Origin of the sequence: Marinomonas algae, from assembly GCF_047525555.1 — a bacterium.
In the GTDB taxonomy this organism is placed as follows: domain Bacteria; phylum Pseudomonadota; class Gammaproteobacteria; order Pseudomonadales; family Marinomonadaceae; genus Marinomonas.
Genome location: NZ_JBLIXK010000001.1, coordinates 490,994 through 504,732, shown reverse-complemented (window position 1 = coordinate 504,732; position 13,739 = coordinate 490,994). Strand labels below are relative to the sequence as shown.

At 43.8% G+C, this 13,739-nt stretch carries 13 protein-coding genes; 9 read left to right on the top strand and 4 right to left on the bottom strand.

Going from position 1 to position 13,739, the window contains the following annotated elements:
* Positions 1-2: 2 nt before the first annotated feature.
* Genes ACMUMQ_RS02350 through ACMUMQ_RS02325 form a run of 6 tightly spaced genes read left to right on the top strand, consistent with a single transcriptional unit; the run spans position 3 to position 5,460 of the window.
* Positions 3-1,130 carry a cobalt-precorrin-5B (C(1))-methyltransferase gene (locus ACMUMQ_RS02350; protein WP_414680435.1) on the top strand — a complete coding sequence of 376 codons (1,128 nt, stop codon included), beginning with the start codon at positions 3-5 and terminating at the stop codon, positions 1,128-1,130.
* Positions 1,127-1,924 carry a precorrin-6A/cobalt-precorrin-6A reductase gene (locus tag ACMUMQ_RS02345; RefSeq protein WP_414680434.1) on the top strand — a complete coding sequence of 266 codons (798 nt, stop codon included), beginning with the start codon at positions 1,127-1,129 and terminating at the stop codon, positions 1,922-1,924. The genes ACMUMQ_RS02350 and ACMUMQ_RS02345 overlap by 4 nt, the downstream gene beginning before the upstream one ends.
* Complete coding sequence (locus ACMUMQ_RS02340) at positions 1,921-2,574, top strand: precorrin-8X methylmutase (protein ID WP_414680433.1); 654 nt, start codon at positions 1,921-1,923, stop codon at positions 2,572-2,574. The genes ACMUMQ_RS02345 and ACMUMQ_RS02340 overlap by 4 nt, the downstream gene beginning before the upstream one ends.
* Before the next feature lie 11 nt (positions 2,575-2,585).
* Entirely contained in the window at positions 2,586-3,917 is a 1,332-nt protein-coding gene (gene cbiE, locus ACMUMQ_RS02335) for a precorrin-6y C5,15-methyltransferase (decarboxylating) subunit CbiE (protein WP_414680432.1), read from the top strand.
* Entirely contained in the window at positions 3,917-4,657 is a 741-nt protein-coding gene (gene cobI / locus ACMUMQ_RS02330) for a precorrin-2 C(20)-methyltransferase (RefSeq protein WP_414680431.1), read from the top strand. Before cbiE ends, cobI begins: the two co-directional genes overlap by 1 nt.
* Positions 4,654-5,460, top strand: coding sequence for a cobalt-precorrin 5A hydrolase (locus tag ACMUMQ_RS02325; protein ID WP_414680430.1), 807 nt, complete (start codon positions 4,654-4,656; stop codon positions 5,458-5,460). Before cobI ends, ACMUMQ_RS02325 begins: the two co-directional genes overlap by 4 nt.
* Before the next feature lie 44 nt (positions 5,461-5,504).
* On the opposite strand, the gene ACMUMQ_RS02320 is transcribed toward ACMUMQ_RS02325, so the two are convergent.
* Complete coding sequence (locus tag ACMUMQ_RS02320) at positions 5,505-7,478, bottom strand: methyl-accepting chemotaxis protein (protein ID WP_414680429.1); 1,974 nt, start codon at positions 7,476-7,478, stop codon at positions 5,505-5,507.
* 99 nt (positions 7,479-7,577) lie between these two features.
* A complete protein-coding gene (locus ACMUMQ_RS02315) occupies positions 7,578-8,762 on the bottom strand; it encodes a murein transglycosylase domain-containing protein (RefSeq protein ID WP_414680428.1) in 1,185 nt (394 codons plus the stop codon).
* A gap of 237 nt (positions 8,763-8,999) precedes the next feature.
* Here ACMUMQ_RS02315 and ACMUMQ_RS02310 point away from each other — a divergent pair, with 237 nt between their 5' ends.
* Together ACMUMQ_RS02310 and ACMUMQ_RS02305 are read left to right on the top strand one after the other, a co-directional pair.
* Positions 9,000-9,365 carry a DoxX family protein gene (locus ACMUMQ_RS02310; RefSeq protein ID WP_414680427.1) on the top strand — a complete coding sequence of 122 codons (366 nt, stop codon included), beginning with the start codon at positions 9,000-9,002 and terminating at the stop codon, positions 9,363-9,365.
* 114 nt (positions 9,366-9,479) lie between these two features.
* Positions 9,480-10,220, top strand: coding sequence for a DUF1499 domain-containing protein (locus ACMUMQ_RS02305; RefSeq protein ID WP_414680426.1), 741 nt, complete (start codon positions 9,480-9,482; stop codon positions 10,218-10,220).
* Positions 10,221-10,291: 71 nt separating this feature from the next.
* On the opposite strand, the gene ACMUMQ_RS02300 is transcribed toward ACMUMQ_RS02305, so the two are convergent.
* Positions 10,292-10,792 carry a lactoylglutathione lyase family protein gene (locus ACMUMQ_RS02300; RefSeq protein ID WP_317003097.1) on the bottom strand — a complete coding sequence of 167 codons (501 nt, stop codon included), beginning with the start codon at positions 10,790-10,792 and terminating at the stop codon, positions 10,292-10,294.
* A 92-nt stretch (positions 10,793-10,884) separates the two neighbouring features.
* Between ACMUMQ_RS02300 and ACMUMQ_RS02295 the strand changes: the two genes are divergently transcribed.
* The gene (locus ACMUMQ_RS02295; RefSeq protein WP_414680425.1) at positions 10,885-11,757 is read left to right on the top strand and encodes a LysR family transcriptional regulator; all 873 of its coding nucleotides are present in this window, start codon (positions 10,885-10,887) and stop codon (positions 11,755-11,757) included.
* Between the two features lie 58 nt (positions 11,758-11,815).
* Here the strand turns inward: ACMUMQ_RS02295 and dxs are convergent, their stop codons facing one another.
* Positions 11,816-13,690, bottom strand: coding sequence for a 1-deoxy-D-xylulose-5-phosphate synthase (gene dxs / locus ACMUMQ_RS02290; protein ID WP_414680781.1), 1,875 nt, complete (start codon positions 13,688-13,690; stop codon positions 11,816-11,818).
* Between the last annotated feature and the right edge of the window lie 49 nt (positions 13,691-13,739).

Here is a 13,739-nt window from a genome sequence, read left to right as displayed (position 1 = left end):
CCATGTGGCCTGAAAGTGCTGAATCGCCCGCACCATTACGCAGTGGTTTAACCACCGGAACCTGCGCAACCGCCTGTTGTGTGGCCGCGGCTCAAGCACTTTTCGCTCAACAACAAAACGCGACAGTCAGCGTGACACTGCCGAAAGGTAAGGTCGTGGATTTACCTATTATTGAGTATCAGCCAATTGATAGCGGCATGAAAACCGCGACCATCAAAGATGCAGGCGATGACCCAGATGCGACTCATGGCGCAACCTTATTTGTCGAACTTCGTTTATCACCAGAACAGGGAATACGATTTCATGCTGCAGAAGGTGTGGGAATTGTGACTCGCACTGGCTTATTGTTAGATGTTGGCGAGCCTGCTATCAATCCCGTGCCACGAAAAATGATGACAGAACATTTAGAAGGTTTTGCTCAGACTTATCAATATCAAGGCGGTTTTGATGTATCTGTTGGCGTGATTAATGGGGAACAAATCGCACAAAAAACCATGAATCCACGCCTAGGTATTTTGGGTGGTTTGTCTATTTTGGGCACCACTGGCATTGTTCGTCCTTTTTCTTGTGCAGCCTACATTGCGTCGATTCATCAAGGCATCGATGTGGCTCGTGCTAATGGCGTCACTCATATTGCAGCAACAACTGGTAACAGCAGTGAAGAGGCAATCAAAAAGCATTATCAGCTTGATGATATGGCTTTGATTGAAATGGGGGATTTTGTTGGTGCTGTGTTAAAGCACATCAAGAAAGTAGAGCAAGACGATTCCAAGCAGCTGATGAAACTTAGTATTTGTGGGGGCTTTGGGAAAATCAGCAAGCTGGCACAACAGCACATGGATTTGAATAGTCGAGCTTCCAGTATTGATTTGAATAGACTCGCACAGCTCGCTGTAACATTGGGTGCGAGCCATGAACTGCAAGATAAAATGATTCAAGCGAACACCAGTGTGGAAGCCTTGTCTTTTGCTCAAGATGCAAATCTTGAATTGGCCGATGCGGTTTGTCAGCAAGCACTAGAATTCGCCAGAAAATACATACCTGATCATATTGAGCTAGAAGTTTGGGCAATTGATCGTAAAGGTTTTTTCGTAGGTAAAGCAGCCGACTTAGCAGGATCTCAAAGATGAAAATTCTATTGCTTGGCGGCACAGCTGACGCTCGACGTTTAGCCGATGCACTTCATCAAGCTGGCACTCTCCAGAATAAGCTGAAAGTCGTTTACAGCTTGGCTGGTCTGGTTCGAGTGCCAAAAGTAGATTGCGAATTGGTGGTGGGCGGTTTTACTCAACTTGGTGGTTTGGCTACCTATTTGCGTGAGAATGGTATTGGCGCAATTCTCGATGTCACTCATCCTTATGCGCAAACCATGAGTACAAAAGCCGTGAATGCGGCAAAGGAAGTCGGCATTCCTTGCTGGCGTTTTCATCGTCCCGCTTGGCAAGCGCAACAAGATGATTTATGGAGCGAATATCAATCCGGTGCTGATTTACTCACGCAACTGGATGGTTTTCGTGTGCCGTTATTAAGTGCAGGTCAGATGAGTGAAGATTTATTAGCGAAAATTACCCAATTGCCAAGTGTTGAACGTGTCGTCTGGCGAACTGCGGTTGCTCCGAAATTTGCTATGCCAGAAGGAATAGAATGGTTAAAAGCCATTGGACCTTTTGCTTTAGAAGACGAACAGCAATTATTACGAGAGCAAGGGATAGACGTTATTGTCAGCAAAAACAGCGGTGGTTCGGCAACCTACTCCAAGCTCGAAGCGGCGCGTGAAATGTCTATTCCTGTGCTACTTCATTGTCGACCAGTATTGCCAGAAGCAGACAGAGAATTCAGTGACACACAAGATTGCTTGCAAGCCTGTTTAGCGGCGTGGGGCAATATTCATTCTAAGAATCAACAAAAAGACAGCCAACAGTGAATCCTTCAGATAAATATCAATACGAAAATAACCCACAAGCTATAGAGCATGACAGTTTTCGACAAATTCGTGCGTTAACCGATTTATCGAATTTGAATCAAGATCAGCAGCAGGTCACTATGCGCGTGGTTCACAGTCTTGGCTTGCCGGATGTGGCGACCCAAGTTCGATTCAGTGCGAACGCAACACAAACAGGGCGAGAGGCTTTGGCAAAAAACTGCGCCATTCTATGTGATGTGGAAATGGTGAAACAGGGTGTGACCAAACGCATGATAGAGCGCGAACCTTTGTGCTTTTTAAACGATCCACGTACGACCGAGTTAGCCAAAAGTAATGGCGAAACCCGATCTATGGCTGCGCTCAGTTTATGGACTGAAAATTTGGAAGGAAGCGTTGTCTTGATCGGTAATGCGCCAACCGCCTTGTTTCGTTTATTGGAAATGATAGAACAAGGCGCGCCAAAACCTGCTTTGATTATCGGCATGCCGGTGGGCTTTGTGGGCGCTGCGGAATCAAAAGACGCACTTTGGCAAGAGCATGAAAAGCTTGGTATAGAATGCATTACTTTATTGGGACGAATGGGTGGCAGTGCCGTGACTTCCGCCAGCTGTAATGCATTATTGCGTTGTAACTTGGGCGAGTATTACTGATTGTGAAGACGATGACAGAACAAAAAGAGTCGCTGAAAATTCATGTTATTGGGTTAGGCGTTAATGCAAAAGCGAACCTTGATGAATCGGCTCAAGCGGCTTTGGCGAGTTTGTCTGAGCAAGATATCGTGTTGGGTTCGCCTCGCCAGCATGACACCATTTCGACTTATTCCCATGTGGGAAAAGTGTGCGATTTACCTAAGCTCAAACAGTTGCAAAGCGATTTCGAAACTTGGCAGCAGCAAGGCGCAAAGCAAGTTGTCGTGCTCGCCTCTGGCGATCCTTTATATTACGGCATTGGCGCTTGGCTGGTTCGGACCTTTTCTAAAGCTCAGCTGAGTTTTTACCCTAATGTTTCTAGTATTCAGGTGGCTTGTCATCGCCTTGGTTTATCTTTGCAAGATGTTCAAGTCGTCAGCCTTCATGGTCGCCCTTTAGTGAGCTTACGCCGTTATTTAAAAGCGCATCAGTCTTTAGTTTTGCTTACGGACCAACACAGTCAACCGCAACATATTGCCCAAGAGTGTGTGAAGGCAGGATTAAATGGAAGCGAGATTATCGTTTGCGAAGCACTAGGTTACGAGCAAGAGCAGGTGCGCAGTTTTACGACGGATGAACTGATAAATAACGAATTCGTTTTTGATCCACTTAATGTCATCCTTGTGAAAACCAGTCAGCAAGTTAGCTTTTATCCGACAGCACCGGGCATTCCAGATGCTGACTTTGTGACGGACAAAGGCGACGGAAAAGGCATGATCACTAAGCGAGAAGTTCGCTTGGCAATTTTGTCTTATATGAACATAGACGATGGTGACACGGTTTGGGACATCGGCGCAGGTTGCGGTGGTGTGAGTGTGGAACTGGCTTATTGGCATCCGCGCAGTCGAGTTGTCGCCATTGAACATCATTCTGAACGTTTAGCTTGTTTAACGGCGAACCAAGAACGTTTCGGTGTTGTGCAGAATTTGTCGATTGTTGCGGGGCGAGCACCTGATGTGCTGGTGGATTTACCGGCTCAAATCGATACACCGAACAAGGTATTTATTGGCGGCAGCGATGGTGAACTCAGTGATTTGATGGCACAAGTCTGGGCACGATTACCTGTTGGCGGTAGCTTGATGGTGAGCGCCGTTACTGAAGATACAAAATTCCAAGTGATACAGTTCGCACAGATTAGAGAAGCCGCCAATGATGCTGACGAACAAAGTTTGCAAGTGTCGGTAGCCAAAGGTGAGCGTTTAGCTGGACAACGACTTTATCGTCCGAGTTTACCCGTGACACTGTTTCATTTTAAAAAGCATTCTGAGAAAGATTTGATAGAGATGAATAAGGACACCGCATAATGAGCGTGACAGAAAAGCAAGCCACCCACGGCCGATTTATTGGCGTAGGTGTTGGCCCCGGTGATCCAGAATTGATTACATTGAAAGCCCTGCGTTTGATTCAAGGCGCCAGTGTGGTGAGCTATCTTGCTAATGATCAAGGTGGCTCCCAAGCAAAAAGCATTGCTAGCGAAGCCTTTGCCGGTGTGACTCATACCCAAAACGAGATTGCCATTGTAATGCCTATGTCGACCGACCGTTCGCTTGCGAATGAGGCTTATGACAATGGTGCAAAAGCCATTGCCAAAGAGCTTGAAGAAGGAAAGGACGTCGTATTCTTGTGCGAAGGCGATCCATTGTTTTTTGGCTCTTTTGCCTATTTATTAGAGCGTCTTGAAGGCGATTTTCAGTGCCAAGTTGTACCTGGCGTGTCATCGATTAATGCGGCGTCTTCAGCCTTGAATCATCCTTTGACGGTATTGAAAGAATCTTTTGCAGTTGTGAGTGGTCGCCATTCAGCACTGCAAATTGATACAGCACTTGAGCAGCATGACAGTGTGGTCATCATGAAAGCAGGGCGAGCGCGCCCGAGAATCTTAACGGCGTTGCGTAAAACCAACCGTATGCAGGATGCTAAGTATCTTGAATATATTGGTCGAGACAACGAACGCATCGTGCAAGACGTATCGACTTTGGAGGACAAAGCCGGCCCTTATTTTTCTCTGTTTGTTGTGACTAAAAGCGAGCGAGGCACACGTTGATTCGCATTATTGCGTTAACGCCAGCTGGCGAGCAATTGGCTAAAAAGCTTCAAGCTCGTTGGTCTAATGGGAACAGTTCTGATGGAAATGGACTTGAGGCGAGTGTGGAATATAAGCCTAAACCTTTTGCCGAGTTCGTTCAGAATGCTTTTCAGCAAGGGGATTGGTTGGTGTTTATTTGCGCCACAGGCATTGTGATGCGAACCCTTGCGCCAGTGCTTCAAGACAAGTATCAAGACCCACCAGTTTTAGTTTTAGATGAAGAAGGTAAGTTCGTGATTCCGCTATTATCGGGTCACGAAGGTGGCGCCAATGAGTGGGGCGCTCAAGTAGCAGACCGGCTTGGCGCGCAATTAGTGATGACTACCGCGAAACCTTATCTGAACCCGATTTATACGCTGGGCATGGGCTGCGAGCGAGATTGTCCATTGGAATTTATTGAAAGTCTGATGTTGGCGGCTCTTGAGCAAAAAGGTCTAACACCAAGCGACATTTATTCTCTAAACAGCATTGATATAAAAGCTGACGAAACTAACTTGATTGCCTTGGCTCAAAAATATCATTGGGACTTCAACACCTACAGCGCCCAAGAGCTTGCCCCAATGGAGTCATTACTCAGCACAAAATCTGACTATATCTTCAAAACAGTAGGCATCTACGGCGTCGCTGAATCCGCTGCTTTGCTTGCAGCACAAAATGAGTCTGGTTCAGAACCTGAGCTAGTATTAAACAAAATCAAAAATGCCAAAGCCACTGTCGCGATTGCGAGAGGGTTTGTTGATACAAAAAAAGAAGCCCCTTGATGGGCTTCTTTAGTTTTTGCTGTTTTCTAAGTTGCTTCTACTCGTTAGAGGATTTTGAATTGGCTTAGAAGGTCTTTTTGGTGAGTGGCGAGTTTTGATAAGCCTTCACTGTCTTTTTCACTTTGATCCGACCCTGTTGCGGCTTGTTCAGACATTTCAGAGATGTCTTGAATGTTTTGCCTGATTTCCTGTGCTACGGCGGATTGTTCTTCTGCTGCTGTGGCAATTTGAGTACTTAAGTCCCGGATTTCTGTCATGTTGCGCTGTAGCTCAGTTAAGGCTGTGCCTACAAGGCGTGCTTCTTCCACACTGGCATTGGCGCTGGTATGACTTTCGTTCATGCTGCCGACTGTCTTGGTGACACCTTCTTGAAGTTGGGTGATGACTCGCTGGATTTCTTCTGTTGAGCTTTGAGTTCGAGTGGCAAGCGTACGAACTTCGTCGGCGACAACGGCAAATCCTCGACCTTGTTCCCCTGCACGTGCGGCTTCAATGGCAGCGTTGAGCGCTAGTAGGTTAGTTTGTTCTGCGATTTGTTCAATCACATCCAAGATGTTACCGATGTCTTTTGAGTATTCATCCAGCTGATTCACAACGACAGTTGATTCTTCGATTCTTGCGAGTAATTGCTCATTCTTTTGTATATTCGCATCCATTTGAGCGCGGCTTTTTGTTGCGCCTTGGTCAACGGATTGAATTTGGTGAAGAATGGTTTCAGAGCTTTTGGCTACCTGTTCCACGGTGGATGTCATCTCATTCATGGAAGAGGCGACTTCTGTTGTACGTTGGTTTTGTGCGCTCATGAGACGTTTAGAATCGCTTGCGAGGCGCACATTATTCGCTGCGGAATCTGCCACTTTATTGGAAGATTGATCAATATCTTTCATAACAGATTGCAGCTTTGAGACAAGTTCGTTTACCCAGCGAGAGAGTTCGCCAAATTCATCTTGTGTGTTTACTTGGCTTCTTTGAGTGAAATCACCGTCGGAAATTTTGCCTAATACGGTCATGACCTCTTTCAATGGTTTTTTTATACTACGACTTACCCATAAAGTGACAAGAACTGCTATGGCAATAGAGATGATCAATACAATGCCGATAATGAGGATGGACAAAGACGCCGCTGTGCTGGCTTCTGCCTTTGCGCTTTCTCCCATGTGCTCTGTTTCAGAAAGCAGTTGTTCTACTTCTGTGTTTATTTTGTCCATGCTGGCGGATAGGTTTTTCGCTAGAACTTCGGACTCTTGTTCTAGGCTCACACTTTCATAATGTTTGGCTATTACACCTTCGTCAGACAAGATGGCAAATTCCAGCTCGTCAATTAGGCTATCGATATTGTCGCTATTGAGGATGGCTTGTTTATCTTTTAATGCTTCAAAAGTGGAAGACATGCTGTCACGCAGAGATTGCATATCTTGTAGGTCTTGTGACTCAAAGTAGTTAACAACAGAGGTTTCTATATTTTGTATGCTGTTTTGTAAGAAGGAAGCGGAAGAGCGAATTTCAAAATCTTCCTCTTCTTGCATGAAGCTTAAGTCTTCTAAGGTAAAGAGAAGAGAGCTTTTAAGGTAGCCTTTTTCTTCTTTTACTAGGAGTTGAGTATCCAGCATTTTTTTATAATTAGAAAATGCCATATCTGTGTATGTGAAAAAACGGTTGGCTTCATTATTGATGTTGCTTAGAGCGCTGCGCATGACATCAAGGTTTTCCAGCTGACTTTCTAGTCTTGCAGAAACCTCAGTGTATTCACTTTTTTGCGTTTGAAAGCGTTGAGATAAGCCTTCTAATGAGTCTGGGGATTTGCTCAGAAGATATTGCAGGACAGCGGAATTCGCTAAACTCAAATCGTCTTTAAGGGCGTGGCTTGTAGAAGTAATATCAGAAACCTTTCCTGTCACGATATCCAGTCTACTTTCTATTTTGCTGACTCCCCAAAAGCCTGAAGCGGCAATTAAAAAGAGTAAGAGTAATAAGACGCTGAAACCGCACAGAATTCGTTGAATAACGGATAATGACATAGTAACTCCATGGCTTTTATTTTTTTATTTGTATTACTAATATTCTATAACAATAGCCGATCGGATTCAGCCTGTCTTATTTAAAATAAAATGCGTTTTCTACTGGTAGTTTTTCTTGGCCTTGGTGACTTTTTCTAAGTAATACTGAGACTCGGAGCGAGGGTGATCGTATCTTAACTTTTGATAAACACTGCTTGCTGAGTTTTGATTAAGCTTTTCCATTGCAACCGTTCTGTCGCTGTCAAAAGTTTTCAATACATTTCCTGTTCCGCCGTTATAAGCGGAGATCATTGAGTATTCCTGGCTGAGTTTATTTGTCACTTTTACAAGGTATCGAGTTTGCAAAATGTACAAATAAGCACTGCCAATATCGATGTTATTTTCTGGTTGAAATAAGGTTTCTTTGGTTGGTTCGTCAGAGCGTTTTTTTACTAGGTTATAAACGTCTTTGCCTGCTGTGGCTGGTACGACTTGCATTAATCCATAAGCATTTGCAGGACTGACAGCATAAGGATTAAAAGAGCTTTCTGTTTCAATAATGCCATAAATAAGCGCTGGATCTAGGTTGTAGCGGTTTGCAGCGGCGATGACATATTCGCTGTATTTTTCTTGGCGAAGGTGTTGGTGTTGTTCCACAAGATTAAATTCAACAGCGTAGACGGTTTTGCCATTTTCTTGGCTTTTCAGCAGTTTATTATTAATTAAATAGTCTGCATAACGTCCCGCTCGCCATGCGTATTGAACGACTTTACCATCGTGATCAATGACTTGAGGATATAAGAAAGGGACACCTTCGGTATTGGGCGCAGAGCTGGAAAAAATGTCTGTTTTGGTTGGGTCAGCCGTTGTTAGTAGTGTTGTAGTTATGGCTTCTTTTAATGACGCTAGCGGATTACTTGAAGCAATGCTTTCAACTCGTACTGAGCCTTGATCAAAGTCTACTACGGTTCTTGCTTGGTAGTCGTTCACGTATTTTACATAGGTTTTTTTGTCTGGCAGAGCGCTGTTGTTTGAGCCCCATCTCTGATTCACTTCTTGGTCAAGGTTTTCATATAAGGCTTTGATAGCTTTGATATCTGAGCGGATAAGCTTGTGTGTGATTTTCGCTTGTTCCGCGACGGCTTTCACATCTTCTATGCTGTCTACACTTTTGATTTGAGTGGAAAGTTGTTCTACGGAGTCAACTGAATCGAAGGATAAAAGGGATTGGCAGCCGGCGAGAAATAAAGAGAGAAAGCTGATGACCGGCAATGTGAGTAATGATGGATGAGTGTGCTTTTGCATCGATTGTTGTACTCAAATTAGAAGATAAATTTTTTAATGGTTCATTTTTAATAAATTATATCAGAGTGATTATTTATAGGGGAAAGAGAGGCAATAAGAAAGTTATCTCTTTGTTTAAGGTTTAGCTACTTTGGTTGCTGAATAGAAGTCAAGCGGTAGCAAAGCATTAAGTATCTTGTATACTCAATGGCTTTGATATTTTGATGCAAAATTTTTAGACGGTTTTAGAGGTTGAAGATGGTTTCATTCATTATTTTTATGGTGTCGTTAGAACTGACGATATTTTTCTTGTTTTCTAGTTGCGTAAAGATAGTTGGTTTACCTCAAAGTCGGTTTCATGCGCATTTATCTTTCTTTAAAACCTGTGGCCTGAATCAAGGGGCATTATTGACTGTAGGAATGTTAGAGCTATTTGGCGCTGCTACTTTATGGTTTCCTAATTATTTGGGGATACTTGGTGTGTTGGCGTTATGTATTACCTCGGCAGGAATCGTCTACGCTCGTATTCAATTCGACACTTGGAAGAACGGCCTTGTGGCAATGACAACCTTTATTTTATCTAGCTGGGTTTTATACGAAAAGTGCTTTGGTGTACTTGCCTGAATTTTAGGTGTGCTTAGAGAGTCAGTAAAAGAAGGTAAATTATAATGCTTTCAATTTAATGGATTCAGTATGCTCTGACTCTTTATAGATTGTATATGACGGAAAGGAATGTGAATGAAAACTTCTAGCTCTTCTATTATAGGCTCGGTTTTAGTGGCTCTCGCTATCATCGCTGTTCTAGTTATCGGTGTGATGATGTTCGGTGCTAAATTGGGTTTGTGGCAGCCAATTGTTGGTTTTGGGTTGGTGCGTAACTATATGAACCCTATTGCTTATGCTGTTTTGGGGCTGGGCATTTTTGGTGTTATTTACTATTTGGTTGTGAAAAGCCGTTGTGGCCTAGGCAAGTCGCTTTTCACTGCTGTTGTTGGTATTGCATTATTAGCACCGACAATCTACGGAAAAATAAACCCACCAGTGCGTGTTCCGCCGATTCATGACATTACGACAGACACGACTAATCCTCCGCTTTTTCAAGTACTTGATGAGTCTCGTGAAGGCGCAAGAAATACTTTGGTTTATGGTGGCCCAGAAGTCGCTGCTTTCCAACAACAAGCCTATCCTGATATTGCTCCGATCTTTTCTGAGAAATCAGCTCAAGCGGCTTTCCAAGAAGCCCTAAGAGTAGCAAAGGAAATGGGGTGGGAAATGGTTGCTGAAGATCAAAATGCATTGCGTTTTGAAGCCAGTGCTAAAACGTCGGTTTATCAGTTTGTCGATGATGTTGTGGTGGTTGTATCGTCTGTAGAAGGGCAAAGCCGCGTGGATATTCGCAGCGTATCGCGAATTGGCCGTAGTGACCGTGGTGTGAATGCTGAGAGAATTCGAACCTTTATCAGCTTATTTAATAAATAGTTTAAATCTCATTATCGAATGCAAAGTATAAAGCTCTATCAGACATGATAGAGCTTTATTTTTATTGGCTTTTAGTAAGCACCGTCACTGTATATCAATTCATAGCTGTGGCTATAAATTTCCAGAATATTACCGAATGGGTCTTCCATGTAAATCATGCGATAAGGTTTTTCGCCAGGATAGTAGTAGCGAGGCTCAGGCATGCGCTTTTTGCCGCCAGCAGCAACAATCTTGTCAGCTAACTCTTCAACATTTGGATCTTGTACACAAAAGTGGAAGATACCTGTTTTCCAATATTCAAAATTGTTTTCTGGGTTTTCTTGGCCTTTAAATTCAAAAATCTCAACACCAATTCTGTCACCTGTTGACAGGTGGGCAATACGGAATTTTTCCCAGCCAGCACCGAATACGTCTGTACACATTTCACCAATGGCACTTTTGTCTTCCGTTATTTCTGTTGGCTTCATGATGAGATACCAACCCATAACTTCTGTATAGAATTTAACAGCGGCTTCTAGGTCTGGTACTGAAATCCCAATATGGGAAAAATTGCGTGGATAAACATTACTCATAATTCATTCCTCTTTTAAAGATGTGGCTAGTTTACAAAGGAGAAGTGATTAAGTTAAATTATCATTTAAAATAGATATGAGTATTTTTTGTAATGATAAATCCTTTTTGGCTACGCACTTTTTGTACCTTGGTTGAAGTTGGTCATTTCACTCGGACGGCAGAAAAGTTAAATATGACGCAATCTGGTGTGAGTCAGCAGGTGCGAAAATTAGAAGAACAAATAGGGACATCTTTGTTATTGCGCCAAGGTAAGCAATTTATGCTGACGGATGCAGGAGATCGGCTTTACCAAGAAGGAAGAGAGCTGCTTAAAGGGTTATCTGAGCTTGAAAAAGGTTTAGGAGAAGACCCTAAATTTGAAGGTGTTGTTAGAGTCGCTTCACCAGGCAGTGTTGGGTTAAAGCTATATCAACAGTTGCTTTTGTTGCAGCAGCGTCATTCTAAATTGATTATTCATTATCGCTTTGCGCCCAACCAAGAAATAGAGAAGTTGGTGGCAGAACATAAGGTTGATCTGGGTTTCATGACGCGTTTATCGAGTCTTAAAGATGTGCACATAAAACCAATAGGGCAAGAGGAATTACTTTTGGTAACGCCGCATACCACTCATGATGCAAGCTGGAATGAGTTGCAGCAGCTTGGTTTTATTGATCATCCTGATGGCGATTATCATGTCAGGCTGTTGATTGGCGCCAATTATCCAGAATTTGAAGAAGGGAAGGTGTTTAAAAGAACAGGTTTTTCCAACCAAATTAGTTTGATTCTTGAACCTGTGGCGATGGGACTCGGTTTTACCGTCTTACCTCGTCATGCTGTTGGCGCTTTTAGCAAACCGAATAGTATTAAAGTTCATCGATTGGCTGAGCCGGTAAGTGAAACCTTGTACTTATGCACCCATAGTCAGAAGCGTATTCCGAATCGCGTAAAAATGGTGATAGAGGAAGCAGAAAAAACATTAAGGTAATTTAAGAAAGAGACCAAAATAGAAACTTGTGTGTCTAGTTTGGTCTATTGGAAAGGCTTTATTTGGTGAGCTTTTGTCGAATAGATGCTTCTATGCCAGAGGCGTCCAAGCCAACGCGTTTTAACATAGCGCTATGGCTAGCATGTTCTTCGTATTGGTCAGGTAAACCTAGATGAAGAACCGGTGCATTAATATTGTTTGCTTGTAAAAACTCGCTGACGGCAGAGCCTGCACCGCCCATAATGGCGTTTTCTTCAACCGTTACTATGAGTTTTGCGTCTCGTTGATCTAACAGGGCTTGCTCATCAAGCGGTTTCACAAAACGCATGTCTATCAATGTAGCGTCTAGATTTTTTGCTGCTTCTAGGGCGTCATAAGTAGGTCGACCAAAGCTGCAGATAACAATACCAGATTGACCTGTATGTAATGTGCGCGATTGGCCAATATTAATGGTTTCTAGATTGTCTTCTAGCTTGATTCCAGGGCCAGTTCCACGCGGATAACGCACTGCTGCAGGCCCTTCATATTGATAACCTGTTTGCAGCATTTTTCGACATTCATCTTCGTCCGATGGTGCCATAACAATCATGTTAGGAATGCAGCGTAAATAGCTCAGATCATAGACGCCAGCATGGGTAGGTCCGTCTTCTCCTACTAAGCCAGCACGATCAATGGCAAATAGTACATCAAGGTTCTGTAAGGCCACATCATGAATCAACTGGTCATAAGCCCGTTGTAAGAAGGTAGAGTAAATTGCCACGACGGGTTTTAATCCATCACACGCCATACCTGCAGCCAAGGTCACTGCGTGCTGCTCTGCAATGGCAACATCAAAATATCGGTCTGGAAAGCGGTCAGCGAAAGCAATTAAGTCGGAGCCTTCTTTCATCGCTGGCGTAATGGCAACCAGCTTATTGTCATGCTCGGCGGCATCACAAACCCATTGCCCAAACACATTGCAATATTTAGGTAAGCTGCTTTTTTCTTGGCTTGGTTTTGGGTCAGGTTCGATCTTATTGATGGCGTGATAGCCAATAGGGTCGCCTTCAGCGGGTTCAAAGCCTTTGCCTTTCTTTGTGATAACGTGAAGAAATTGTGGGCCGGATCGATCTTTTAGATTGGCGATGGTGGTTAATAAATGATCCAAGTCGTGACCGTCGATTGGACCAATGTAGTTGAAGCCCAATTCTTCAAACATCATGCCCGGCGACACCATGCCTTTCATATGTTCTTCAGCTTTTCGAGCCAGCTCCAAAGCAGAAGGCAAACCGGAAAAAACTTTCTGACCGCTTTTGCGAATATGGTCATAAGTCTTGCTGGCCCAGATACGAGCAAAATAGCTAGAAAGCGCACCAACAGGTTTGGATATGGACATTTCGTTATCGTTTAAGATAACGAGCATGTCAGCTTTTGCATCGCCAGCGTGATTAAGTGCTTCGAATGCCATGCCTGCAGACATAGCGCCATCACCAATCACGGCAACCGCTTTACGACCAGTTTTAAGTTGTCGAGCGGCGAGCGACATGCCTAACGCGGCTCCAATAGATGTACTTGAGTGGCCTACACCAAAGGTATCGTATTCACTTTCGTCTCGCTTTGGGAAGCCAGAGATACCATTTTCTTGGCGAATATTCAGGAGCGCTTCACGACGGCCTGTGAGGATTTTATGTGGGTAAGCTTGATGGCCTACATCCCAAACAATGCGGTCTTCTGGTGTGTTATACAGATAATGTAGCGCGACAGTAAGTTCAACCACACCAAGGCCTGCACCAAAGTGACCACCAGTTTGTCCGACGCTGTATAGCATGAATTCTCTTAGTTCACGCACAAGCTGTGGCAGTTGCTCTTTACTCAAAGCACGCAGATCAGCCGGAATATTGGCTTGGTCCAGTAAAGGCGTGTCAGGTCGTGTTGTTGGTATTTCTTCAAACATTGGCACAGGTTAGGTCACACTCTGTTAATTTAAAAACGCGGTTGTTAAA